This is a genomic window from Pseudomonas sp. NPDC089530 (assembly GCF_050280705.1).
Lineage (GTDB): Bacteria > Pseudomonadota > Gammaproteobacteria > Pseudomonadales > Pseudomonadaceae > Aquipseudomonas.
Genome location: NZ_JBNNVU010000037.1, coordinates 1 through 23,959, shown reverse-complemented (window position 1 = coordinate 23,959; position 23,959 = coordinate 1). Strand labels below are relative to the sequence as shown.

The window sequence follows — 23,959 nt, the reverse complement described above, 5'->3', positions numbered from 1 at the left end:
GTATGTCTAAGCGGGCTACCGTTGTGGGTTGGGCTCATACGCCTTTCGGTAAACTTGATGACCCTGATATCGAGTCATTGATGTCACGGGTTTCGAGGGCCGCTCTGGATCACGCCCAAGTCGCCCCTGGGGATGTGGATATGATCGCTGTTGGCGTTTATAACAACGGCCTCAACCCGCAAGGGTTTGAAGGTGCGCTGGTATCGCTGGGCGAGCCCGCTTTGCGCTTTACCCCGGCGGTGCACGTCGAGAATGCTTGCGCAACAGGCACTGCGGCCATCCATGCTGCCGCGGACTTCATTGAAAGCGGCCGCGGCCGCATTGCGCTGGTGATCGGCGCAGAAAAGATGACAGCAGTAAGCTCCAGCCTCATCCCGGGCATCTTGCTGAGCGGGTGCTATCGCCGGGAAGAAGAAAGCCCGGAAGGGTTTGCCGGAATTTTCGGTCGGATCGCCAGTGCTTACTTCGAGCGTTACGGCGATCGCCGTGAAGAGCTGGCGCTGATTGCAGCAAAGAATCATGCCAATGGGGTGCACAACCCCTACGCCCAGATTCGCAAGGATCTCGGCTTTCAGTTCTGTAATGAAATATCTGAAAAGAATCCCCTGGTGGCAGGGCCGCTTCGCCGCACCGACTGTTCGCTGGTGTCCGACGGTGCGGCGGCGATCGTGCTTGCGGATGAAGAGACTGCTGCGACTTTGACTCGGGCAATCCGTTTTCGCGCACGCACGCATGTCAATGATTTCTTGCCTCTCTCTCGTCGTGATCCGCTGCTGTTCGAGGGCGCTCGACACGCTTGGGATACATCGCGTAAAGCCGCGGGGATTTCCTTGGACGACCTGAGCCTGGTGGAAACGCATGACTGCTTCACCATTGCCGAGATGCTGCAATACGAGGCGATGGGGCTCGCGAAGCCCGGAGAGGGGTGGAAAGTCGTGCGTGAAGGCCTCACGCAAAAGAATGGCCGGCTGCCAGTGAACGTCTCTGGCGGGCTCAAGGCGAAGGGGCACCCTTTGGGGGCGACTGGCGTATCGATGCATGTGATGGCTGCCATGCAACTGATGAATGAAGCCGCAGACATGCAAGTCGCGAATGCTCAACTGGCAGGGGTTTTCAACATGGGAGGGGCGGCAGTGACCAACTACGTCTCTATTCTGGAGCGTACGAAATGATGATGGCGGATCAAATTCCAGCGGTATCCCAACGGGTCATGAACCTCGCTAACTGGGTGACGCAAAATGCGCGACGCCTGCCCGATCACCCAGCGATTATCTATGGCGACACGACATGGATATGGGCGCAGTTTGACGCACGGGTCAGCGCGCTTGCGGCAGGGCTTGCCGAGCGAGGCGTCGGGCCGGGCGACAAGGTGCTCGTGCATTCGAAAAATAGCAGCGAGATGTTCGAGTCGCTGTTCGCCACCTTCCGTTTGGGCGCGATATGGGTGCCGACCAACTTTCGTATCACCCCCAGCGAAGTGCTCTACATGGCATCCGTGACACAGAGCCGCGTTTTCCTTTGCCAGAGCGATTTCCCCGAGCATGCTGCGGCTGTTTGCGAGGCCGCGCCGCAGACGGATCTCATCTGGTTGGAAGGCACGAAACCAGTCGTCCAGGACCATCGTCCGTTTGCCAGCGACCTCATCTTCAAGCACCTTGGCGAGTCGGTTCCAAACGCCGCGGTCGGCAGGGACACTCCGTGTTGGTTCCTGTTCACCTCTGGCACTACAGGGAAGCCGAAAGCTGCAGTGTTGACCCACGGCCAGCTTGCGTTTGTCATCAACAACCACTTGGCTGATCTCCTGCCCGGCACCACTCACAAAGATGGCTCGCTGGTTGTTGCGCCGCTGTCTCATGGCGCCGGCATTCACCAGCTGAACATTGTTGCGCGGGGGGCGACGACGGTAGTGCTGTCCTCCGACAGATTTGACATCGACCTGGCCTTCCAGCTCATCGAAAGGCACCGCCTCACGAACATTTTCACTGTGCCTACCGTTCTGAAAATGATGGTAGAGCACCCCAGCGTGGACAAGTGGAATCACCAAAGCCTGCGCCATGTCGTCTATGCCGGCGCTCCCATGTATGAAGCCGATAAAAAGCGCGCGCTTGAAAAACTCGGCCCTGTCCTGGTCCAGTATTACGGCCTCGGCGAGGTGACAGGGAATATCACCGTTCTTCCGCCTTCGGAGCATGAAGGCACCGCAAGTGCCTCCCGCGCCTCGACATGCGGCTACGAGCGCACCGGTATGCAGGTATCGATTCAGGACGATGAGGGCAACGAGCTGCCAAGTGGTGTGACGGGTGAGGTCTGTGTCGTGGGTCCGGCGGTATTCGTGGGCTACTACAACAACCCCGAAGCGAACGCCAAGGCGTTCCGCAACGGCTGGTTCCGTACGGGGGACATGGGGCACATGGACAACGAGGGGTTCGTCTACCTCACTGGCCGATCATCGGACATGTATATTTCGGGCGGCTCCAATATCTACCCTCGGGAAATCGAAGAAAAAATCCTCATGCACGAGGACATTACCGAGGCAGCGGTTCTGGGGCTGCCAGACGCTCAATGGGGCGAAATTGGGGTCGCGGTCTGCGTGCGCAAGGACGGTGCGATATTAAGCGAAGGGGATCTGCTTGAGTGGATGGCTACGCGGATTGCGCGCTACAAGATGCCAAAGCACATCTACTTCTGGGATGCCCTCCCGAAATCCGGTTATGGCAAGGTAACCAAGCTCCTTGTAAGGGATGAGCTGGAGCGACGTGGCGTTGCCGTTGCACTGAGGCCGGCGGCGGTCGCCCAAGGGAAACATTGAGTGTCCGGGATCTTGTGAGTCCCAGCCCGAAGTCGGCGCATGTGGTTTACGTCAGTGGTCGCCACAAACTGTTGCCAGGCAAGGCCCGGGCCTTCGTCGATCGCGTGATCGAGCAGTTCGCCGAGCAGGGCCTGGCGCAGCGCTTCAGGGCCGCCTGAGGCACCCTCGCTCCCTTATGGGGGGCGAGCCTGCTCGCGATCCGCAATAAAGGAAAACGCCGGCTCAGCGCCCGAAACGCCCCGGCCAGCCAACGATGGTCTTCGGCCGTGGGGTGGCATAGGTCCGCACCTTGGAGGTGGACAGCCCCAGCCGCACCAGGGATTCGGCGATGGTCACCGCCGCGGTCACGCCGTCCACCACCGGCACCCCGGTGCGCTGGCGGATCTGTTCGTCCAGGCCGGCCATTCCACCGCAGCCCAGGCAGATCACTTCGGCCTTGTCCGCGCTGACCGCCAGCTCGGCCTGGCGCACGATGGACTCGACGGCGCGCGCCGGGTCTTCTTCCAGTTCCAGCACCGCCAGGCCGCTGGCCCGTACCGACGCGCAGCGCTCGTACAGGCCGGAGAGTTTCAGGCGGTCCTCGATCAGCGGCACGGTGCGGTCCAGGGTGGTCACCACCGAATAGGCGTGGCCGAGGAACATCGCGGTGCTGGCGGCGGCGTCGGTGATGTCCACCACCGGCACCTCGAGCAGTTCCTGCAGGCCTTCGCGGCCATGTTCGCCGTAACCGGCCTGGATCACCGCGTCATACGGCTGGTCGTAGGACAGCACACGGTCCATGACGGCGATGGCGGCCAGGTAGCTTTCGAAGTTGCCTTCGATGGAGTCGGCGCCGAAGTGCGGGGTCAGGCCGATGATTTCGGTACCGGGCGCGGCCACGGCCTGGGCCTGGCGGGCGATGGCCTGGGTGATGGAGTCGGTGGTGTTGACGTTGACCACGAGAATACGCATGGGCTGTCCTTATCGGTGAGGTAGTCGGGGCCCGCTGCACGCGGGCGGTTCGGTCAGTGGCTTACGTTGTCGACGGCGATGGACTCGCCGCTGACGTCCGCGTAGTGCGGCTGGCGCTTGGCGATGATCAGGTACAGCAGCCCGGCGATGCCGGCGCCGATCAGCCAGGAGAAGGGCGAGACGCTGGCGAACCCCGGCACCAGGGCCAGGACGATGGCGATCAGCGCCGACGGAATGAACGCCGCCACCGCCCGCAGGTTGACCCCGTGGCTGTAGAAATACGCGCCTTGCGGGTGCTCGCTGTACAGCTCGGGTACGTTGATCCGGCCTTTGCGCAGCAGCCAGTAGTCGACCATGATCACCCCGTACAGCGGGCCTAGAAGAGCGCCGAGCCCGGAAAGGAAGTACACGATCACCAGCGGGCTGTTGTAGAGGTTCCACGGCAGGATCAGCACCGCGAGGGTCGCGCTGATCAGCCCGGCGCGGCGAAAGGTCAGGTATCTGGGCGCCAGGTTGCTGAGCACGAAGGCCGGGGCGACGAAGTTGGCCATGATGTTCACCGCCACGGTGACGATCAGGAACGCCAGGCAGCCGAGCACCAGGAAGAAGGTGTTGGGAATCGAGGCGATGATTTCGGTCGGGCTCTCGATGATCTTGCCGTTGATCTGGAACTGCGCGCCGCAGAGCAGGACGGTGATGCTCGCGAACACCAGGATGTTCACCGGCAGCCCCCAGAAGTTGCCGACCTTGATGGTCCGGCGGCAGGGCGAGGAGCGGGCGAAGTCGCAGAAGTTGAGCACCAGCGTGCCGTAGATCGCCAGCCACAGTGCGCCGCCGGCGAAGATCTGGCGCCACATCTCACCACCGCTCAAGGGCTCGTGGATCGACCAGGCAATGCGCGCATCGGCCTGGGTGTACATCCAGGCGGCGAGGGCGGCCACGGTTACCAGGATCACCGGGCCGGCGAAGGCTTCATAGCGCCGGACCATTTCCATGCCGTAGGCGAGGATCGCCAGCTGGACCAGCCAGATCACCACGAAACAGGCCCAGCCCAGGCTCGACAGGCCGAGGATCGAGTCGTGGTCGTAGTCGGCGAAGCCGGGGTGGATGGCGGTGAGCAGGACCCGGAACACCACCGACGCCAGGTACGTCTGGATGCCGAACCAGGCGATGGCGATCACCGCGCGGATCAGCGCCGGAAGCTGCGCGCCATGAATGCCGAAGCTGATGCGGCTGATCACCGGAAAGGGCACGCCGGTCTTCTGGCCCATGTAGCCGGACAGGTTCATGAAGAAGTACACCAGCGCGGCGCCGATCCCCAGGGACAGCAGGATCTGCCAGGCGCCCAGGCCCAGGGCGTACAGGCCGATGGCGAAGGAGTAATTGGCGATGTTGTGCACGTCGTTGGTCCACAGCGCGAAGATGCTGTAGCCACCCCAGCGGCGGCCTTCGGCCTTGGTCGGTGCCAGGTCGCGGTTATGCAGGCGCGGGCTGAGTTCGACCGTGGCGGTGCCGTGGCCGATACCGGGGTCGAGGTTGACGTGGGGTTGGGGGGAGGGCAAATCCAGTGCGATGTTGTGGGAAAGACTTGTACGCATTCCGGCTGGCTCCTGATCCCGGACCCGCGCTGACTGTGCTTGAGCGCAAGGCTCGGCAATCTTCGGCGCGGGTCCGGGAGTCACTGGGATCTGGGCATCTGCAGGTGGATTCGGGAACCCGGCCTGCGGACATGAAGTGTATGTATTTATTTATTAAGTTGTATACAATATGCCCGGCGACTTAAGCCACTTCCGTGCCAGATCCCAATCTAAGCCTAAGCCCGATAATTTCGATTTGTTCTTAAAAATTCATAAGTGGCTGAAAATCGGAAACTATAAATTGACCGATCAACCAGGTATTTATTTTTTGCAGGCGTCAGCCATGAGCGCCGTGGAAAATGGCCCAGGGAGAAGGGTGTAACTTTTTGGGGCGATTAGGCAGAAAGTGCACACAAAAATGGCACCTGTGGTGACACTTATGTGTACAAGATTTTCGAGGGGAGAGAGGTCTTTGTAGGAGCGAAGCTTGCTCGCGAAGCGGTGTGTCAGATACGCCGTCTCGCGAGCAAGCTTCGCTCCTACAGAAAAGAAGAAAGAGGGCTTAGCCTTTACTGATGATATTGCCGGCGTGCAGGCCGCATTCTTTCTGCGTGGCTTCTTCCCACCACCAGCGGCCTTCGCGCTCGTGCTGGTTTGGCAGCACCGGGCGGGTGCACGGCTCGCAGCCGATGCTGATGAAGCCGCGTTCGTGCAGGCTGTTGTACGGCAGCTCGAGCATGCGGATGTAACCCCAGATCTCCTCGCTGGTCATCTGTGCCAGCGGGTTGAACTTGTACAGGGGACGCTCCGGGGTGGAGAAGGCGCTGTCGATTTCCAGTACCGCCACCTGGCTGCGGGTGCCCGGGCTCTGGTCGCGGCGCTGGCCGGTGGCCCAGGCGCGGACGGTGGACAGCTTGCGGCGCAGCGGCTCGATCTTGCGGATACCGCAGCACTCGCCGTGGCCGTCCTTGTAGAAGCTGAACAGGCCTTTCTCCTTGACGAAAGGCTCGAGCTTGGCCGGGTCCGGCGAAATCACTTCGATATCGATCTTGTAGTGCTCGCGCACCTGCTCGATGAAGCGGTAGGTTTCCGGGTGCAGGCGCCCGGTGTCGAGGCTGAATACCTTGACGTTCTTGTTCAGCTTCCAGGCCATGTCCACCAGCACCACATCCTCGGCACCGCTGAAAGAGATCCACAGGTCATCGCCAAACTCGGCGAACGCCAGTTTGAGAATGTCCTGGGCGGATTTTTGGGCATAGGTCGCGGCAAGTTCTGCGACGTCGAACGATGGGCTCATCAGGCGGTTTCCTGCAGGTCGGTGGCGCTGAGCGCTCTAGATACCGGCGATGGTAACAAAATCTGTCCCCGGCTGGCGTACTCCTCTGCGTTGCGCGGGCCAGGGCGAATCGCTAGAGTTCGGCAGTCCTTTTGCTCGCTCGAATAACCAATACAAACGGGAGTGTCTTGTGGAAATTGCCTGTCTCGACCTGGAAGGTGTACTGGTCCCGGAAATCTGGATCGCCTTTGCCGAAAAAACCGGGATCGCATCCCTCAAGGCGACGACCCGGGATGTCCCCGATTACGACGTGCTGATGAAGCAGCGCCTGAGGATTCTCGACGAGCACGGCCTGAAGCTCGCGGACATCCAGGAAGTGATCGCCACCCTCAAGCCGCTGGACGGCGCCGTCGAGTTCGTCGACTGGCTGCGCGAGCGTTTCCAGGTGGTGATTCTGTCCGACACGTTCTATGAGTTTTCCCAGCCGCTGATGCGCCAGCTGGGCTTTCCCACGTTGCTGTGCCATCGCCTGATCACCGACGACAGCGGTCGGGTGACCGGTTACCAGCTGCGCCAGAAGGACCCCAAGCGCCAGTCGGTGCTGGCCTTCAAGAGCCTGTACTACCGGGTGATCGCGGCGGGGGATTCGTACAACGACACCAGCATGCTGGGCGAGGCCGACGCTGGCATCCTGTTCCATGCCCCGGACAACGTGATCCGCGAGTTCCCGCAATTCCCGGCGGTGCACAGCTTCGCCGAGCTGAAGCAGGAATTCCTCAAGGCCTCGAACCGCGAATTGAGCCTGTAAGGTTGCATCGCACCTTGCCCCTGTAGCCGCAGCCTGCGGTAGCGGCTACAGGGCTGGCATCAGAGGCCCTGTAGGGTCTCCAGCAGCACCTTCACCTTGGTGATGGATTCCTGGTATTCGGCCTGCCAGTCCGAGTCCGCGACAATCCCGCCGCCGCCCCAGCAGCAGACTTGCCCATCCTTGACCAGCAGGCTGCGGATGGCGATGGAGCTGTCCATCTCGCCCCGTACGTCCAGGTACAGCAACGAGCCGCAATACAGCCCACGCCGGGTCGGCTCCAGTTCGTCGATGATCTGCATGGCGCGGATCTTCGGCGCACCGGTGATCGAGCCGCCGGGGAAGCTGCCGGCGATCAGGTCCAGGGCATCCTTGTGCGCCGCCAGCTCGCCGGTGACGCTGCTCACCAGGTGGTGCACGTTGGGGTAGCTTTCCAGGCTGAACAGCTCCGGCACCCGCACCGAGCCGATGCGGCAGGTACGACCCAGGTCGTTGCGCAGCAGGTCGACGATCATCAGGTTTTCCGCGCGGTCCTTGGGGCTGGCCAGCAGCTCGGCGGCGTTGGCCGCGTCTTCGGCGGCGTCCCGGCCGCGGGGGCGGGTGCCCTTGATCGGCCGGGTCTCCACTTGCCTGTCGCTGACCCGCACGAAGCGCTCCGGCGACAGGCTCAGCACCGCGCCGCCTTCCGGCAGACTCTGGAACCCGGAAAACGGCGTCGGGCAAGCCGCCCGCAGCGCGCAATAGGCGCTCCACGGGTCGCCGCTGCAGGGCGCGCGAAAGCGCTGGGCGAAGTTGACCTGGTAGCAGTCGCCGGCCTGGATGTACGCCTGGATCCGCTCGAACGCGAGCTGATATTGCCCGGCGCTGAGGTCAGGAAGCATCGGCTCGCTGAGCTTGAAGTCGTCGCTGGCGCTGGCCGGTGCCTGGTCGAACAGGGCGATCAGGCGCTGGCGCTCGGCCGTTGCGAGGGTGGGGTGGAACACCAATTGGCTGGTGCCTTGTTGATGGTCGCTGATCAGCGCCCAGTCGTAGAGGCCGAAGCGCGCATCGGGCAGTTGCAGGTCGTCCAGGGCCCGGCTGGGCAGGCGTTCCAGATGGCGCCCGAAGTCGTAGCTCAGGTAGCCGATCAGGCCGCCGGCGAAGGGCAGTTGGTAAGGCGCTGGGATCGCTGCCTGGCCCAGCTGGTCCAGGTTCAGCCGCAGGCGTTGCAGGAAGTCTTCGCCGCTTTCGTCCTGGGCTACGGCCAACTGGGCCCGCGGCCAGGCGCTGAGCAGGTCGTAGCGGCCGCGTTCGGCCGCCGGCCGGCCGCTGTCCAGCAGGACGGCGCCAGGGGCATGGCGGATCGCCGCGAAATACTCGGCAGGGTTGGGGCGATAGGGCAGCGGGTGTACGGAGCAAGTCAGCATGCGGGGCGGATCAGCCATCGGAGGAGCGCGGCTGGCGATTGTAGTCCCCCCAAGGATTTGCTCCTAGTGGGGATGTCGGCGATTGCCGGGTTTACGACGTATATCCCTGTAGCCGCAACCGAGCCATGGCGAGGCTGCGATCGAGGTGGGCGGCATTCCGACACAGCCCCGTAAACCGGCCGGCGCGGTGTAACTGACGCTGCGCGGTGCCTGATTTGGCGTCTGCTGCGCAGACGATCGCAGCCTCGCCGGGGCTCGGCAGCGGCTACACCTGCCTGCCCCCTACAGGGTTATCCAGTGAGTGCGGCGCTGGATCAGCCTTCCACCGCCGGGATATGGCCGAACAGGTCCTGGGCGAACTGCACGCGCTCCTCGACGCTTTCCTTGATGCCTCGCGCCTTCAGTTCTGCCAGGTGGGCTTCGACGGCGTGGGTGCGCTGGGTCAGGCCGCAGTCGTTGGCGATCTGGATGTTCAGGCCCGGGCGAGCGTTGAGCTCGAGGATCAGCGGGCCCTTTTCCTGGTCCAGCACCATGTCGACCCCGATGTAGCCCAGGCCGCACAGCTCGTAACAACCGGCCGCCAGCTTCATGAAACCGTCCCAGTAGGGCAGTTGCACGCCGTCCACCGCGTTGGTGGTGTCCGGGTGCTTGTTGATGATGTTGTTCAGCCACGTGCCGCGCAGGGTCAGGCCGGTGGCCAGGTCGACGCCGACACCGATGGCGCCCTGGTGCAGGTTGGCCTTGCCGCCGGACTGGCGGGTCGGCAGGCGTAGCATGGCCATCACCGGGTAACCCATGAGCACGATGATGCGGATGTCCGGCACACCTTCGTAGCTGATGCTCTTGAAGATCTGGTCCGGGGTCACCCGGTACTCGATCAGCGCCCGGTCGCGGTGGCCGCCCAGGGAATAGAGGCCGGTGAGGATGCTGGAAATCTGATGCTCGATTTCCTCATGGCTGATGATCTTGCCGGACACCGTGCGATAGCGGCCCTCGAAGCGGTCGGCGATCACCAGGATGCCATCGCCGCCGGCGCCTTGCGCCGGCTTGATCACGAAGTCGTTGCGCCCGTCGATGATCGCGCCGAGCTTGTCGATTTCCTTCTCGGTGGAGATCACGCCATACAGTTCCGGCACATGGATGCCGGCCTTGATCGCGCGTTCCTTGGTGATGATCTTGTCGTCGACGACCGGGTACAGGCTGCGCTTGTTGTACTTGAGCACGTAGTCCGCGTTACGCCGATTGATCCCCATGATGCCCCGGGCCTCCAGGGCCTTCCAGGTCTTCCACAGGCCGAACATCAGGAATCTGCCTTGACGAAGGCTTTGAAACGCATGAGCTCGGTCAGGCGGTAGCCGCGGTAGCGACCCATCGCCAGCATGAAGCCCACCAGGATCAGCAGCATCGCCGGGAAGGTGAAGACGAAGTAGACCAGCTCCGGCACGCTCATGATCAGGTGCGCCAGGGAGGCGGCGAACAGTGTGCCGATGGCGACTTTCATCGCGTGGCCGGCGCCGCGTTCTTCCCAGGTGATCGACAGGCGCTCGATGGTCATGGTCAGGATCACCATCGGGAACAGGGCGACCGACAGGCCGCGTTCCAGGCCGAGCTTGTGGCTGAACAGGCTGATGGCGGCGATCAGCACCACGACGAAGGTCAGCACCACCGACAGCCTTGGCAGCATCTGCAGCTTCAGGTGTTCCAGGTAGGACCTGAGCGACAGCCCGAGCGCGGTGATCACCGTGAACAGCACGATGCCGAAGCCCAGCTGGGTCTCGCGGAAGGCCAGGGCGACCAGCACCGGGGTGAAGGTACCCAGGGTCTGCAGGCCGATCAGGTTGCGCAGCACCAGGATCACCAGCACGCCGATCGGGATCATCACCATGATCATGAAGGTCTGCTGGGTCTGCAGCGGCAGGCCGTACAGCGAGTATTCGAGGAAGTTGGCGTCGGTGTTCTCGTCGGTCAGCTTGGCCAGGCGAATGGCGTTCATTTCGCTGTTGTTCAGGCTGAAGGTGACGGTGGCTTTCTTGCCGCCATCGACGGTGATCAGGCTGTCATCACCGGTCCACCACAGCAGGCGGTCACTGGGCAGACCCTGCTCGCCGGTTTCCGGGTTGAAGTACAGCCAGTCGGTGCCGTTGAAGCTGCGCAGCCATAGCTCGGGGGCCTGTGGCTGGTCGGCGACCAGGCGGATGGTGTGGACCTTCTCCATCGGTACGTGGGCGATGGACAGCAGCAGGTCGACGATCTTGGCCTTGTTCGCCGGCGACGGATCGCCCGCCAGGAGCATCTTGGCGTTGTCGTCGTTGCTGTTGTTGACTCGCTTGATGGCTTCGCTGATGAAGGTCTCGACGTCGGCCGAGTGCTGGCGGATCGGCGCGAGCAGGGCTTCGGCGGCGATCTTTTCCGGGCCTTCGACGGCGAGACTGTCGCGGAAGGTCGGGCCCTTGATCTTGGCTTTTTCGGCGCTGTAGCGCTTGGTCAGCACCAGGCGGTAGTAGAGGGTCTGGTTGCCTTTGGCGCGGCGCGCCGACCAGGTGACCTTGCGGTTGCCGTCGACGCGGTTCACCGCCACCCCGTAGTTATTGGAGATGAAGCTCTCGTTCAGGCTGACATAGTCGCGGCTCAGGGGCGGCACGAACATCTGGATCTTGATCGGGTCCTTGGCGTTGGCGACGAACTCGACCTTGGCGTCGATGTTCCACAGGTCGTCGGTGGCGTCTTCGGTCACCGGGATGCCGAGCACGAAGATCTGATAGGCCGTGACCGAAATGCCCAGCACCACCAGGATGGCGATCAGGACTTTCAGATGGAGGGTAAGAGAGCGCATTGGAGTTACTCGGCGGTATGAGCGTCGGTGGCGCAGGCAGGTTTGCCAGCAGCGTATTTGAGACTGGGGTCGACCAGCGCGTCGAAGCGCTTGAGCGCTTCGGAGCCGATCAGCAGCGGGTATTGGAAGGCACTGCGGTCGGTCAGGTTCACTTCGATGCTGCGCAGGGCGCTGCCCATGCAGATATCCAGCTCGATGACCGGGCGCGCGGTGTACTTCTTGTTGTTTTCCTCATCGGGGTCGTAATCGCCGGCGCGGCGCTTGATCTTGCTGACGCGGGCCAGCGGACGCTCGATGGGGTGGGAATGGGCGGTGTCGATGGCCAGGTAAAAACGTACCCAGGATTCGCCGTTGCGCTTGAAGCGCTTGATGTCGCGGGCGCTGAGGGAGGCGGTCTTGGCGCCGGTGTCGAGCTTGGCGGCGACTTCCAGGTCGATCCCGGCCAGCCTGGCGTATTCATTCAGGCCGTAGACGGTCTTGCCGGCGGCGGCGCTCAGGCCCGGCAGGCCGAGCAGGCAGAGCAATAGGGAGAAGGCCTTGAGTCTCATAGATCCTGGTGCGTTGCATGGGTTCTTCAGTTCAAGGCGACCGGCATTGCTGCGCAAGCTCCCTCGTATGCTGCCTTATTAATGTGACAGGCAAATGCGGGCGGCATTCTAGCATGCTGTTTTTATGGCGCCAGCGGCGGGGCGGGGCTTTTGCGCCAGCCTGGTGCAAAGGGTTATTAGACGATTGTCGACAATATCTATTTTTCCTTTGACTGAAAGCCTTCTGTTAGCTAGTTTTTGTCGCATTGATTTTAAAGGTGTCGACAATATGTTGGATCAGTTCGATCCCCCCGTCGTGACCCAGGACGATTCGGAAACCTTGTCCGAAAACGTCTTCCGGCGTATCCAGGCGGCCATCGTCAAGGGCGAGATCGCCCCGGGCAGCAAGATCTCCGAGCCAGAGCTGGCGCGCACCTACGGCATCAGCCGCGGGCCGCTGCGCGAGGCGATCCACCGCCTGGAAGGCCAGCGCCTGCTGGTGCGGGTGCCCCATGTCGGGGCGCGGGTGGTGTCCCTGAGCCATGCCGAACTGATCGAGCTTTATGAAATCCGCGAGTCGCTGGAAGGCATGGCCTGCCGCCTGGCCGCCGAGCGCATGACGATCGAGGAAATCGACGAGCTGCGCCGGGTCCTCGAGACTCACGAGCGCGACGCGGCGTTCCAGGCCGGGGTCGGCTACTACCAGCAGGAAGGCGATTTCGACTTCCATTATCGGATCATCCAGGGCGCGGGCAACCGCACCCTCACGCAGATGCTCTGCGGCGAGCTGTATCAACTGGTGCGCATGTACCGCATCCAGTTTTCCGCCACGCCCAACCGCCCGCACCAGGCGTTCGCCGAGCACCACCGGATTCTCGATGCCATTGCCGATCGCGACGGCGAACTGGCCGAGTTGTTGATGCGCCGTCACATCGGCGCTTCCAAACGCAACATCGCCCGTCATTACCAGGACGGCGCCCAGCAGACAGCCACTCCACGAGGTGAGTCATGAGTTCCAATAACAAGAGCACTCCAGGCCAGCGTTTCCGCGATGCGGTCGCCAGCGAACGACCGTTACAGGTGGTCGGCGCCATCAACGCCAACCATGCGCTGCTGGCCAAGCGCGCCGGCTTCAAGGCGATCTACCTGTCCGGTGGCGGGGTCGCGGCCGGTTCCCTCGGAGTGCCGGACCTGGGCATTACCGGGCTGGACGACGTGCTGACCGACGTGCGTCGGATCACCGACGTCTGCGACCTGCCGCTGCTGGTGGACGTGGACACCGGCTTCGGTTCGTCGGCGTTCAACGTGGCGCGTACCGTCAAGTCGATGATCAAGTTCGGTGCGGCGGCGATCCATATCGAGGACCAGGTCGGCGCCAAGCGCTGCGGCCACCGTCCGAACAAGGAGATCGTTTCCCAGCAGGAAATGGTCGACCGCATCAAGGCCGCGGTGGATGCCCGCACCGACGACAGCTTCGTGATCATGGCCCGCACCGACGCCCTGGCGGTGGAAGGGTTGGAGTCGGCCCTGGACCGTGCCGCCGCCTGCATCGAGGCCGGCGCCGACATGGTGTTCCCGGAGGCCATCACTGAGCTTGCGATGTACAAGATCTTCGCCAGCCGGGTGAAAGCGCCGATCCTGGCCAACATCACCGAGTTCGGCGCCACGCCGCTGTACACCACCGAACAGTTGAAATCCGTGGATGTTTCCCTGGTGCTGTACCCGCTGTCGGCGTTCCGCGCCATGAACAAGGCGGCGGAAAACGTCTACACCGCGATCCGTCGCGACGGCACCCAGCAGAACGTGATCGACACCATGCAGACCCGCATGGAGCTGTACGACCGCATCGATTACCACACCTTCGAGCAGAAGCTCGATGCGCTGTTCGCCCAGAAGAAGGGCTGAAGCGCGCTGATTGCTGCCGTGAACCCTGTAGCCGCGGCCGAAGGCTGCGACAGGACCGAAGGTCCTCCGGTGTCGATGAGGGCGCCGCGGCCGTATCGGCCGATCGCAGCCTGCGGCAGCGGCTACACAGAGCAGTATCGGTTTTGACGATTTGCCGATTCCCTAACAAATTCAAGATTGGAGAGAGCAATGGCCGAAGCAAAAGTGTTGAGTGGGGCTGGCCTGCGTGGCCAGGTAGCCGGACAGACCGCACTGTCCACCGTGGGCCAGGCCGGTGCCGGGCTGACCTACCGTGGCTACGATGTGCGCGAACTGGCGGCCGACGCCCAGTTCGAGGAAGTGGCCTACCTGCTGCTGTACGGCGAGCTGCCGACCCAGGCGCAACTGGACGCCTACAGTCAAAAGCTGAGCAAGCTGCGCGACCTGCCGCAGGCGCTGAAGGAGGTGCTGGAACGCATTCCGGCCGACGCCCATCCGATGGATGTGATGCGCACCGGCTGCTCGTTCCTCGGCAATATCGAGCCGGAGCATGACTTCTCCCAGCAGCACGACGCCACTGACCGCCTGCTGGCCGCCTTCCCGGCGATCATGTGCTACTGGTACCGCTTCAGCCACGAAGGCAAGCGCATCGAGTGCGTGACCGACGAGCCGTGCATCGGCAGCCACTTCCTGCACCTGCTGCACGGCAAGAAGCCGAGCGAGCTGCATGTGAAGGTGATGAACGTATCGCTGATCCTCTACGCCGAGCATGAGTTCAACGCCTCGACCTTCACCGCCCGGGTCTGCGCTTCGACCCTGTCGGACCTGTACTCTTGCGTCACCGCGGCCATCGGTTCGCTGCGCGGCCCGCTGCATGGCGGCGCCAATGAGGCGGCGATGGAAATGATCGAGCGCTTCGCTTCGCCGGAAGAGGCGATCAAGGGCACCCTCGGCATGCTCGAGCGCAAGGACAAGATCATGGGCTTCGGCCATGCGATCTACAAAGATAGCGACCCGCGCAACGAGGTGATCAAGGGTTGGTCGAAAAAGCTCGCCGAGGAAGTAGGGGACAAGGTGCTGTTCCCGGTCTCCGAGGCCATCGACAAGACCATGTGGGAGCAGAAGAAACTGTTCCCCAACGCCGACTTCTACCATGCCTCGGCGTACCACTTCATGGGCATCCCGACCAAGCTGTTCACCCCGATCTTCGTCTGCTCGCGCCTGACCGGCTGGGCGTCCCATGTGTTCGAACAGCGCGCCAACAACCGCATCATCCGTCCAAGCGCCGAGTATGTCGGCGTCGAACAGCGCAAGTTCGTGCCAATCGAACGTCGCTGAATGGTGGCTGCTCAACGCACTGGATAAATCCTGAGCCCTGTAGGAGCGAGACTTGCCCGCGAAGACGGACAGACATTCAACATCGATGTCGACTGTCATACCGCTATCGCGAGCAAGCTTCGCTCCTACAAGGGGAGGGGGCCAGGCCAGCACCACCTTTTGTAATCACCGTGACCGAGTCCTGACGATGAACACTGAATTTCGTAAACCGTTGCCCGGTACCTCGCTGGACTACTTCGACACCCGCGCGGCCGTCGAGGCGATCCAGCCCGGTGCCTACGACACCCTGCCGTACACCTCGCGGGTGCTGGCGGAAAACCTGGTGCGTCGCTGCGAACCGGCGACCCTGACCGCTTCCCTGAAGCAACTGATCGAACGCAAGCGCGACCTCGACTTCCCGTGGTTTCCGGCCCGCGTGGTGTGCCACGACATTCTCGGCCAGACCGCGCTGGTGGACCTGGCCGGCCTGCGCGATGCCATCGCCGACCAGGGCGGCGACCCGGCCCAGGTCAACCCGGTGGTGCCGACCCAACTGATCGTCGACCACTCGCTGGCGGTGGAGTGCGGCGGCTTCGACCCGGACGCGTTCGCCAAGAACCGCGCCGTGGAAGACCGTCGCAACGAAGACCGTTTCCACTTCATCAACTGGACCAAGAAGGCTTTCAAGAACGTCGACGTGATCCCGCCGGGCAACGGCATCATGCACCAGATCAACCTGGAGAAAATGTCGCCGGTGATTCAGGTGCGCCCGGATGAAAACGGAAAGCGCGTGGCGTTCCCGGATACCTGCGTCGGCACCGACAGCCACACCCCGCACGTGGATGCCCTGGGCGTGATCGCCATCGGCGTCGGCGGCCTGGAAGCCGAAAGCGTGATGCTCGGCCGCGCGTCCTGGATGCGCCTGCCGGAAATCGTCGGCGTCGAGCTGCGCGGCAAACTGCAACCGGGCATCACCGCCACCGACATGGTGTTGGCGCTGACCGAGTTCCTGCGCCAGCAGAAGGTGGTGGGCGCCTACCTGGAGTTCTTCGGCGAAGGCGCTGCCGCGCTGACCCTGGGCGACCGCGCGACCATCTCCAACATGGCTCCGGAATACGGCGCCACCGCGGCGATGTTTTACATCGACCAGCAAACCATCGACTACCTCAAGCTCACCGGCCGCGAAGAGCAGCAGGTGCAACTGGTCGAAACCTACGCCAAGCAGACCGGCCTGTGGGCCGACAGCCTGAAGGGCGCCCAGTACGAGCGCGGGTTGCAGTTCGACCTGTCCTCGGTGGTGCGCAACATGGCGGGGCCGAGCAACCCTCACGCCCGGGTGGCCACCAGCGACCTGGCGGCCAAGGGCATCGCCGGCCAGTGGCAGGAAGTGCCGGGGCAGATGCCCGACGGCGCGGTGATCATCGCCGCCATCACCAGTTGCACCAATACCAGCAACCCGCGCAACGTGATCGCCGCCGGCCTGCTGGCGCGCAACGCCAACAAGCTGGGCCTGACCCGCAAACCCTGGGTCAAGTCGTCGCTGGCGCCGGGTTCCAAGACCGTGGCCATGTACCTGGACGAAGCGGGGCTGACCACTGAGCTGGAGCAACTGGGCTTTGGCGTCGTGGCCTTCGCCTGCACCACCTGCAACGGCATGTCCGGCGCGCTGGACCCGGTGATCCAGAAAGAGATCATCGACCGCGACCTGTATGCCACCGCCGTGCTGTCGGGTAACCGCAACTTCGACGGGCGCATCCACCCCTATGCCAAGCAGGCGTTCCTCGCGTCGCCGCCGCTGGTGGTGGCTTATGCGATTGCCGGGACCATCCGTTTCGATATCGAGAAGGATGTGCTGGGCCTGGACGCCAACGGCAAGGAAATCCGCCTCAAGGACATCTGGCCGAGCGATGAAGAGATCGATGCGGTGGTCAAGGCTTCGGTGAAGCCGGAGCAGTTCCGCCAGGTGTATATCCCGATGTTCGCCGTGCACGAAGACACCGGGCCCAAGGTCGAGCCGCTGTACGACTGGCGCGAAATGAGCACCTACATCCGCCGTCCGCCGTACTGGGAAGGCGCGCTGGCCGGTGCCCGCAGCCTGACCGGCATGCGTCCGCTGGCGGTGCTGCCGGACAACATCACCACCGACCACCTGTCGCCGTCGAACGCCATCATGCTCGACAGCGCGGCGGGCGAGTACCTGGCGAAAATGGGCCTGCCGGAGGAGGACTTCAACTCCTACGCGACCCACCGCGGCGACCATCTGACCGCCCAGCGCGCCACCTTCGCCAACCCGAAACTGTTCAACGAAATGGTCCAGGAAGGCGGCAAGGTCAAGCAGGGTTCGCTGGCGCGGATCGAGCCGGAAGGCAAGGTCACGCGGATGTGGGAAGCCATCGAAACCTACATGGAGCGTAAGCAGCCGCTGATCATCGTTGCCGGTGCCGACTATGGCCAGGGCTCGTCCCGGGACTGGGCGGCCAAGGGTGTGCGCCTGGCGGGTGTGGAAGCCATCGTTGCCGAAGGCTTCGAGCGCATCCACCGCACCAACCTGGTGGGCATGGGCGTGTTGCCGCTGGAGTTCAAGCCGGGCACCGACCGCAAGACCCTGGGCATCGACGGCACCGAGACCTTCGATGTGGTGGGCGATCGCACGCCGCGGGCCACCCTGACCCTGGTGATCCGGCGCAAGAACGGCGAGCGGGTCGAGGTGCCGGTGACTTGCCGTCTCGACACCGCCGAAGAGGTGTCGATCTACGAAGCGGGCGGTGTGTTGCAGCGCTTTGCCCAGGACTTCCTCGAATCGGCCGTGGCCAGTTAAGTGACGTACCGGGGGCGGGCCGCAAGGCGCCGCCCCCGGTCTTTATCAGGATCGAAATTCATGGCTTTCGTAGCGCAAATCAAGATTCCCGCCACCTACATGCGGGGTGGCACCAGCAAGGGTGTGTTCTTCAGCCTGCAGGACCTGCCCGAGGCGGCGCGGCTGCCAGGGGCGGCCCGCGATGCATTGCTGCTGCGGGTGATCGGCAGCCCCGACCCGTACGAGAAACAGATCGACGGCATGGGGGGCGCCACCTCCAGTACCAGCAAGACGGTGATCCTGTCGAAGAGTATCAAGCCCGATCACGACGTGGATTACCTGTTCGGCCAGGTGGCCATCGACAAGCCTTTCGTCGACTGGAGCGGTAACTGCGGCAACCTGTCGGCGGCGGTCGGTTCCTTCGCCATCAGCAGCGGCCTGGTGGCGGCCGAGCGTATCCCGCAGAACGGCGTGGCCGTGGTGCGGATCTGGCAGGCCAATATTGGCAAGACCATCATCGCCCATGTGCCGATGTCCAACGGTGCGGTGCAGGAAACCGGCGATTTCGAACTGGACGGCGTGACCTTTCCGGCGGCTGAAGTGCAGCTGGAATTCCTCGACCCGGCGGCCGAGGAAGAGGGCGCCGGCGGTTCGATGTTCCCCACCGGCAACCTGGTGGACGACCTGGAGGTGCCGGGCGTCGGTACGTTCAAGGCCACCATGATCAATGCCGGGATCCCGACCATCTTCATCAACGCCAGCGACATCGGCTACCGCGGCACCGAACTGCAGGGCGATATCAACGGCGATCCCAAGGCGTTGGCGATGTTCGAGACCATCCGCGCCCACGGCGCGTTGCGCATGGGGCTGATCCAGCACCTGGACGAAGCAGCCAAGCGCCAGCACACGCCCAAGGTCGCCTTTGTCGCGCCGGCCGCGGATTACCAGGCATCCAGCGGCAAGGCGGTGAAGGCCGCCGATGTCGATCTGCTGGTGCGTGCGCTGTCCATGGGCAAGCTGCACCACGCGATGATGGGCACCGCTGCGGTGGCCATCGGCACGGCGGCGGCGATCCCCGGCACCCTGGTCAATCTGGCGGCCGGTGGCGGCGAGCGCAGCGCGGTGCGTTTCGGTCATCCCTCGGGGACCTTGCGGGTCGGTGCCGAAGCCGTGCAGGACAACGGCGAATGGGGCGTGACCAAGGCCATCATGAGCCGCAGCGCGCGGGTGCTGATGGAAGGCTGGGTGCGTGTTCCCGGCGACGCGTTCTAAGGAGCAACCGCCCCCTGTAGGAGCCGCCGGCCGGCGCTCCTATGGGGGATAAAATAAAAACATCACCCGATCAGCCTGACCTCGAGGATGCAACCACCCCCAAACCCTTGATGGAGTGAACCGCCATGAGCGCCAACGTCGATCTGAACGAACGCCCCGATTACGACCAGGTCCTGCAGGACATTGCCGACTATGTCCTGGACTACCGGATCGAGTCCCGCGAGGCCTTCGATACCGCCCGCAACTGCCTGATGGACACCCTCGGCTGCGGCCTGCTGGCCCTGCGTTTTCCGGAATGCACCAAGCACCTGGGGCCGATGGTGGAGGGCACGGTCGTGCCGTTCGGCGCGCGGGTGCCCGGTACCAGTTTCCGCCTGGACCCGGTCAAGGCCGCCTGGGACATCGGCTGCATCGTCCGCTGGCTGGATTACAACGACACCTGGCTCGCCGCCGAGTGGGGCCATCCTTCCGATAACCTCGGCGGCATCCTCGCGGTGGCCGATCACCTGTCGCAAAAACGCGTGGCCAATGGCGAGGTGCCGTTGACCATGCGCGCGGTACTCGAGGCCATGATCATGGCCCATGAAATCCAGGGGGTGATTGCCCTGGAGAACTCCTTCAACCGGGTCGGCCTCGACCATGTGCTGTTGGTGAAGGTCGCCTCGACCGCGGTCACCGCCAAGCTGATGGGGGCCAACCGCGAGCAGTTGCTGGCGGCGCTGTCCCATGCCTTTGTCGATGGCCAGGCCCTGCGCACCTACCGGCATGCGCCGAACGCCGGCTCGCGCAAGTCCTGGGCGGCGGGGGATGCCTCCAGTCGTGGGGTGCGCCTGGCGGATATCGCCCTGCGCGGCGAAATGGGGATTCCGGGGGTGTTGAGCGCGCCGCAGTGGGGTTTCTACGACGTGTTGTTCAGCCATACCAACAAGGACCTGGCGCTCAAGCCGCAGGACCAGCGCCGCTTCAGCCTGACGCAGAAGTACGGCAGCTATGTGATGGAAAACGTGCTGTTCAAGATCAGCTTCCCGGCCGAGTTCCATGCGCAAACCGCCTGCGAGGCCGCGGTTGCCCTGCATCCGCAGATCAAGGATCGCCTGCAGGAGATCGACCGGATCGTCATCACCACCCATGAGTCGGCGATCCGCATCATTTCCAAGGTCGGTCCACTGGCCAACGCCGCCGACCGCGACCATTGCCTCCAGTACATGACCGCCGTGCCGCTGGCGTTCGGCAACCTGGTGGCCGAGCACTATGAAGACGGCTTCCATGCCGCCCATCCGATCATCGATCAGTTGCGCGAGAAGATGCAGGTGGTCGAGGAGCCGCGTTACACCCGCGAATACCTGGAGGCCGACAAACGCTCCATCGCTAACGCGCTGCAGGTGTTCTTCAAGGACGGTTCGTCGACCGAGCAGGTGGCGGTGGAATACCCGATCGGCCATCGCCGGCGCCGCGCCGAAGGCATTCCGTTATTGGAGGACAAGTTCAAGGCCAACCTCGCCACGCGTTTCACTGCCCAGCGTTCGGCGCAGATCTTTGCCCTGTGCAAGGATCAGGCGCGGCTGGAGGCCACGGCGGTGCATCGCTTCGTCGATGGGTTCGTGATCTGAGGGCAGGGCAGAACGTTGGTCGGCAGGCTCGCGCCTACAGGGATTGTTGTCTCCTGTAGGGCGAGCTGGCTCGCGAGGAAAAACTTACTTGAAGCGCCGTTCGACGCCTTTTTCCACCAGGATCTTCGCGGAGATTTCTTCCACCGAAAAGTGCGTGGAGTTGATGTGCGGAATGTTCTCGCGGCGGAACAGGTTTTCCACTTCGCGCACCTCGAACTCGCACTGGGCATAGCTCGAATAGCGGCTGTTGGGCTTGCGCTCGTTGCGGATGGCGGTGAGCCGGTCGGGGTCGATGGTCAGGCCGAACAGCTTGTGCTGGTGGGCGCGCAGGGCGGCCGGCAGTTGCAGGCGCTCCATGTCGTCCTCGGTCAGCGGGTAGTTGGCGGCGCGGATGCCGAACTGCATGGCCATGTACAGGCAGGTCGGAGTCTTGCCGCAGCGCGACACGCCCACCAGGATCAGGTCGGCCTTGTCGTAGTAGTGGGTGCGGGCGCCGTCGTCGTTGTCGAGGGCAAAGTTCACCGCCTCGATCCGCTCCATATAGTTGGAGTTGCCGCCGATGGAATGGGACTTGCCGACCGAGTATGACGAGTGTTCGCTCAACTCCAGTTCCAGGGGCGCGAGGAAGGTCGAGAAGATGTCGATCATGAAACCATTGGACGTCGCGAGGATCTCACGAATGTCCTGGTTGACGATGGTGTCGAAGATAATCGGGCGAAATCCGTCCTTTTCGGCGGCGATGTTGATTTGTTGTACCATGGCCCGCGCTTTATCTACGCTGTCGATATACGGCCGCGTGAGTTTGCTGAAGGTAATGTTTTCGAACTGCGCCAGGAGGCTCTGGCCGAGGGTTTCAGCGGTGATGCCGGTACCGTCGGAGATAAAGAAAGCAGATCGTTTCATTTGCACCTTGGGCCTTAAGCTAGTGACGAATCTTGGATATGATAGGCGCGATTTGCCGGCCTCCAATGGCCCGCATTCTCACTTATTTTCCAGGTCCAGGCCATACAGCTGGCATGCGCTCCCCCGAGCAGCCGGCTTCTGAGCTTTTCCAACACAGTTAGTGGAGAGATCACCTTGGTAGAGTACGTAGTTTCCCTCGATAAGCTCGGCGTCCATGATGTGGAGCATGTGGGGGGCAAGAACGCATCCCTGGGCGAGATGATCAGTAATCTTGCGGGCGCCGGTGTATCGGTTCCTGGAGGCTTTGCCACGACGGCTCAGGCCTATCGTGATTTTCTCGAATTGAGCGGTCTGAACGACCAGATCCACGCCGCCCTCGACGCCCTGGACGTCGATGACGTGAATGCCCTGGCCAAGACCGGCGCGCAGATCCGTCAATGGATCATGGAAGCCGAATTCCCCGAGCGGCTGAATGCTGAAATCCGCACCGCCTTCGCCGAAATGTCCCAGGGCAACCCGAACATGGCCGTTGCCGTACGCTCTTCGGCCACCGCCGAAGACCTGCCGGATGCCTCCTTCGCCGGCCAGCAGGAAACCTTCCTCAATATCCGTGGCGTCGACAACGTCATCCGCGCCGCCAAGGAAGTCTTCGCTTCCCTGTTCAACGACCGCGCCATTTCCTACCGTGTGCACCAGGGCTTCGATCACAAGCTGGTCGCCCTGTCCGCCGGCGTGCAGCGCATGGTGCGTTCGGAAACCGGCACCGCCGGCGTGATGTTCACCCTCGACACCGAGTCCGGCTTCCGTGACGTGGTATTCATCACCGGCGCCTACGGCCTGGGTGAAACCGTGGTCCAGGGTGCGGTGAACCCGGACGAGTTCTACGTCCACAAGGGCACCCTGCAAGCCGGTCGCCCGGCGATCCTGCGCCGCAACCTGGGCAGCAAGGCGATCAAGATGATCTACGGCGACGAAGCCAAGGCCGGTCGCTCGGTCAAGACCGTCGAAGTGGACAAGGCCGATCGCGCCCGTTTCTGCCTGACCGACGCCGAAGTCAGCGAGCTGGCCAAGCAGGCGATGATCATCGAGCAGCACTACAAGTGCCCGATGGACATCGAATGGGCCAAGGACGGCGACGACGGCAAGCTGTACATCGTCCAGGCCCGTCCGGAAACCGTGAAAAGCCGCACCCAGGCCAACGTCATGGAACGTTACCTGTTGAAAGAAACCGGCACCGTGCTGGTGGAAGGCCGCGCCATCGGCCAGCGCATCGGCGCCGGCAAGGTGCGGATCATCAAGGACGTGTCGGAGATGGACAAGGTCCAGGCCGGTGACGTGCTGGTCTCCGACATGACCGACCCGGATTGGGAACCGGTAATGAAGCGCGCCAGCGCCATCGTCACCAACCGTGGCGGCCGTACTTGCCACGCGGCGATCATCGCCCGTGAGCTGGGTATTCCGGCGGTAGTCGGTTGCGGCAACGCCACCGAACTGTTGAAAGACGGCCAGGGCGTGACCGTGTCCTGCGCTGAAGGCGACACCGGTTTCATCTTCGAGGGCGAACTGGGCTTCGACATCAAGCAGAACTCCGTGGACGCCATGCCGGAGCTGCCGTTCAAGATCATGATGAACGTCGGCAACCCGGACCGCGCCTTCGACTTCGCCCAGTTGCCGAACGCCGGGGTGGGCCTGGCCCGCCTGGAATTCATCATCAACCGCATGATCGGCGTGCACCCCAAGGCGCTGCTGAACTACGCGGGCCTGCCGCTGGAGATCAAGGAAAGCGTCGACAAGCGCATCGCTGGCTACCACGACCCGGTCGGTTTCTACGTCGACAAGCTGGTCGAAGGCATCAGCACCCTGGCGGCGGCGTTCTGGCCGAAAAAGGTCATCGTGCGCCTGTCGGACTTCAAGTCCAACGAATACGCCAACCTGATCGGCGGCAAGCTCTACGCGACCTGCCCCTGCGCTACGACCCGCCGACCAACCCGC

The 23,959-nt window shown here is 63.1% G+C and carries 18 protein-coding genes and 1 pseudogene; 11 read left to right on the top strand and 8 right to left on the bottom strand.

Annotation, left to right across the window (positions count from 1 at the left end):
• The first annotated feature begins 2 nt into the window (after nucleotides 1–2).
• The 3 genes and pseudogenes from ACQKQA_RS15865 to ACQKQA_RS15855 form a co-directional block, all read left to right on the top strand.
• Nucleotides 3–1,172, top strand: coding sequence for an acetyl-CoA acetyltransferase (locus ACQKQA_RS15865; protein ID WP_427559212.1), 1,170 nt, complete (start codon nucleotides 3–5; stop codon nucleotides 1,170–1,172).
• A complete protein-coding gene (locus ACQKQA_RS15860) occupies nucleotides 1,169–2,809 on the top strand; it encodes an acyl-CoA synthetase (protein WP_427559210.1) in 1,641 nt (546 codons plus the stop codon). Before ACQKQA_RS15865 ends, ACQKQA_RS15860 begins: the two co-directional genes overlap by 4 nt.
• Before the next feature lie 62 nt (nucleotides 2,810–2,871).
• Nucleotides 2,872–2,967, top strand: a pseudogene (locus tag ACQKQA_RS15855) (LysR family transcriptional regulator); the annotation flags it as partial.
• A gap of 64 nt (nucleotides 2,968–3,031) precedes the next feature.
• On the opposite strand, the gene ACQKQA_RS15850 reads toward ACQKQA_RS15855, so the two are convergent.
• From ACQKQA_RS15850 to ACQKQA_RS15840, 3 genes are all read right to left on the bottom strand, one after another.
• On the bottom strand, nucleotides 3,032–3,760 hold the full coding sequence (locus ACQKQA_RS15850) for an aspartate/glutamate racemase family protein (RefSeq protein ID WP_427559207.1): 729 nt from the start codon (nucleotides 3,758–3,760) through the stop codon (nucleotides 3,032–3,034).
• Nucleotides 3,761–3,813: 53 nt separating this feature from the next.
• Nucleotides 3,814–5,358, bottom strand: coding sequence for an NCS1 family nucleobase:cation symporter-1 (locus ACQKQA_RS15845; RefSeq protein ID WP_427559205.1), 1,545 nt, complete (start codon nucleotides 5,356–5,358; stop codon nucleotides 3,814–3,816).
• 541 nt (nucleotides 5,359–5,899) lie between these two features.
• On the bottom strand, nucleotides 5,900–6,634 hold the full coding sequence (locus ACQKQA_RS15840) for a phosphoadenylyl-sulfate reductase (protein ID WP_427559202.1): 735 nt from the start codon (nucleotides 6,632–6,634) through the stop codon (nucleotides 5,900–5,902).
• A gap of 169 nt (nucleotides 6,635–6,803) precedes the next feature.
• Between ACQKQA_RS15840 and thrH the strand changes: the two genes are divergently transcribed.
• Nucleotides 6,804–7,421: a bifunctional phosphoserine phosphatase/homoserine phosphotransferase ThrH gene (gene thrH / locus ACQKQA_RS15835; protein ID WP_427559200.1), complete on the top strand. Its 618-nt coding sequence runs from the start codon at nucleotides 6,804–6,806 to the stop codon at nucleotides 7,419–7,421.
• Between the two features lie 59 nt (nucleotides 7,422–7,480).
• On the opposite strand, the gene pabB is transcribed toward thrH, so the two are convergent.
• The 4 genes from pabB to ACQKQA_RS15815 form a co-directional block, all read right to left on the bottom strand.
• Nucleotides 7,481–8,824 carry an aminodeoxychorismate synthase component I gene (pabB, locus tag ACQKQA_RS15830; protein WP_427559197.1) on the bottom strand — a complete coding sequence of 448 codons (1,344 nt, stop codon included), beginning with the start codon at nucleotides 8,822–8,824 and terminating at the stop codon, nucleotides 7,481–7,483.
• A gap of 314 nt (nucleotides 8,825–9,138) precedes the next feature.
• The gene (locus tag ACQKQA_RS15825) at nucleotides 9,139–10,125 is read right to left on the bottom strand and encodes an alpha-L-glutamate ligase-like protein (RefSeq protein ID WP_427559194.1); all 987 of its coding nucleotides are present in this window, start codon (nucleotides 10,123–10,125) and stop codon (nucleotides 9,139–9,141) included.
• Nucleotides 10,125–11,657 carry an inactive transglutaminase family protein gene (locus ACQKQA_RS15820; RefSeq protein ID WP_427559192.1) on the bottom strand — a complete coding sequence of 511 codons (1,533 nt, stop codon included), beginning with the start codon at nucleotides 11,655–11,657 and terminating at the stop codon, nucleotides 10,125–10,127. Before ACQKQA_RS15820 ends, ACQKQA_RS15825 begins: the two co-directional genes overlap by 1 nt.
• 5 nt (nucleotides 11,658–11,662) lie before the next feature.
• The gene (locus tag ACQKQA_RS15815; protein ID WP_427559189.1) at nucleotides 11,663–12,205 is read right to left on the bottom strand and encodes an ATP-dependent zinc protease family protein; all 543 of its coding nucleotides are present in this window, start codon (nucleotides 12,203–12,205) and stop codon (nucleotides 11,663–11,665) included.
• Nucleotides 12,206–12,473: 268 nt separating this feature from the next.
• Here ACQKQA_RS15815 and ACQKQA_RS15810 point away from each other — a divergent pair, with 268 nt between their 5' ends.
• The 6 genes from ACQKQA_RS15810 (at nucleotide 12,474) to prpD (ending at nucleotide 21,064) form a co-directional block, all read left to right on the top strand.
• Nucleotides 12,474–13,196, top strand: coding sequence for a GntR family transcriptional regulator (locus tag ACQKQA_RS15810; RefSeq protein WP_427559186.1), 723 nt, complete (start codon nucleotides 12,474–12,476; stop codon nucleotides 13,194–13,196).
• A complete protein-coding gene (prpB, locus tag ACQKQA_RS15805; RefSeq protein ID WP_427559183.1) occupies nucleotides 13,193–14,089 on the top strand; it encodes a methylisocitrate lyase in 897 nt (298 codons plus the stop codon). The genes ACQKQA_RS15810 and prpB overlap by 4 nt, the downstream gene beginning before the upstream one ends.
• 189 nt (nucleotides 14,090–14,278) lie before the next feature.
• A complete protein-coding gene (gene prpC / locus ACQKQA_RS15800) occupies nucleotides 14,279–15,406 on the top strand; it encodes a bifunctional 2-methylcitrate synthase/citrate synthase (RefSeq protein WP_427559180.1) in 1,128 nt (375 codons plus the stop codon).
• Nucleotides 15,407–15,593: 187 nt separating this feature from the next.
• The gene (gene acnD, locus ACQKQA_RS15795; protein WP_427559178.1) at nucleotides 15,594–18,203 is read left to right on the top strand and encodes a Fe/S-dependent 2-methylisocitrate dehydratase AcnD; all 2,610 of its coding nucleotides are present in this window, start codon (nucleotides 15,594–15,596) and stop codon (nucleotides 18,201–18,203) included.
• A 60-nt stretch (nucleotides 18,204–18,263) separates the two neighbouring features.
• Nucleotides 18,264–19,454: a 2-methylaconitate cis-trans isomerase PrpF gene (gene prpF / locus ACQKQA_RS15790; RefSeq protein ID WP_427559175.1), complete on the top strand. Its 1,191-nt coding sequence runs from the start codon at nucleotides 18,264–18,266 to the stop codon at nucleotides 19,452–19,454.
• A 125-nt stretch (nucleotides 19,455–19,579) separates the two neighbouring features.
• The gene (gene prpD, locus ACQKQA_RS15785; RefSeq protein ID WP_427559172.1) at nucleotides 19,580–21,064 is read left to right on the top strand and encodes a 2-methylcitrate dehydratase; all 1,485 of its coding nucleotides are present in this window, start codon (nucleotides 19,580–19,582) and stop codon (nucleotides 21,062–21,064) included.
• A gap of 84 nt (nucleotides 21,065–21,148) precedes the next feature.
• Here the strand turns inward: prpD and ppsR are convergent, their stop codons facing one another.
• Nucleotides 21,149–21,967: a posphoenolpyruvate synthetase regulatory kinase/phosphorylase PpsR gene (ppsR, locus tag ACQKQA_RS15780; protein ID WP_427559169.1), complete on the bottom strand. Its 819-nt coding sequence runs from the start codon at nucleotides 21,965–21,967 to the stop codon at nucleotides 21,149–21,151.
• 174 nt (nucleotides 21,968–22,141) lie between these two features.
• On the opposite strand from ppsR, the gene ppsA reads away from it, so the two are divergent.
• A partial coding sequence (gene ppsA / locus ACQKQA_RS15775) for a phosphoenolpyruvate synthase (RefSeq protein WP_427559166.1) occupies nucleotides 22,142–23,959 on the top strand: 1,818 nt, incomplete at its 3' end.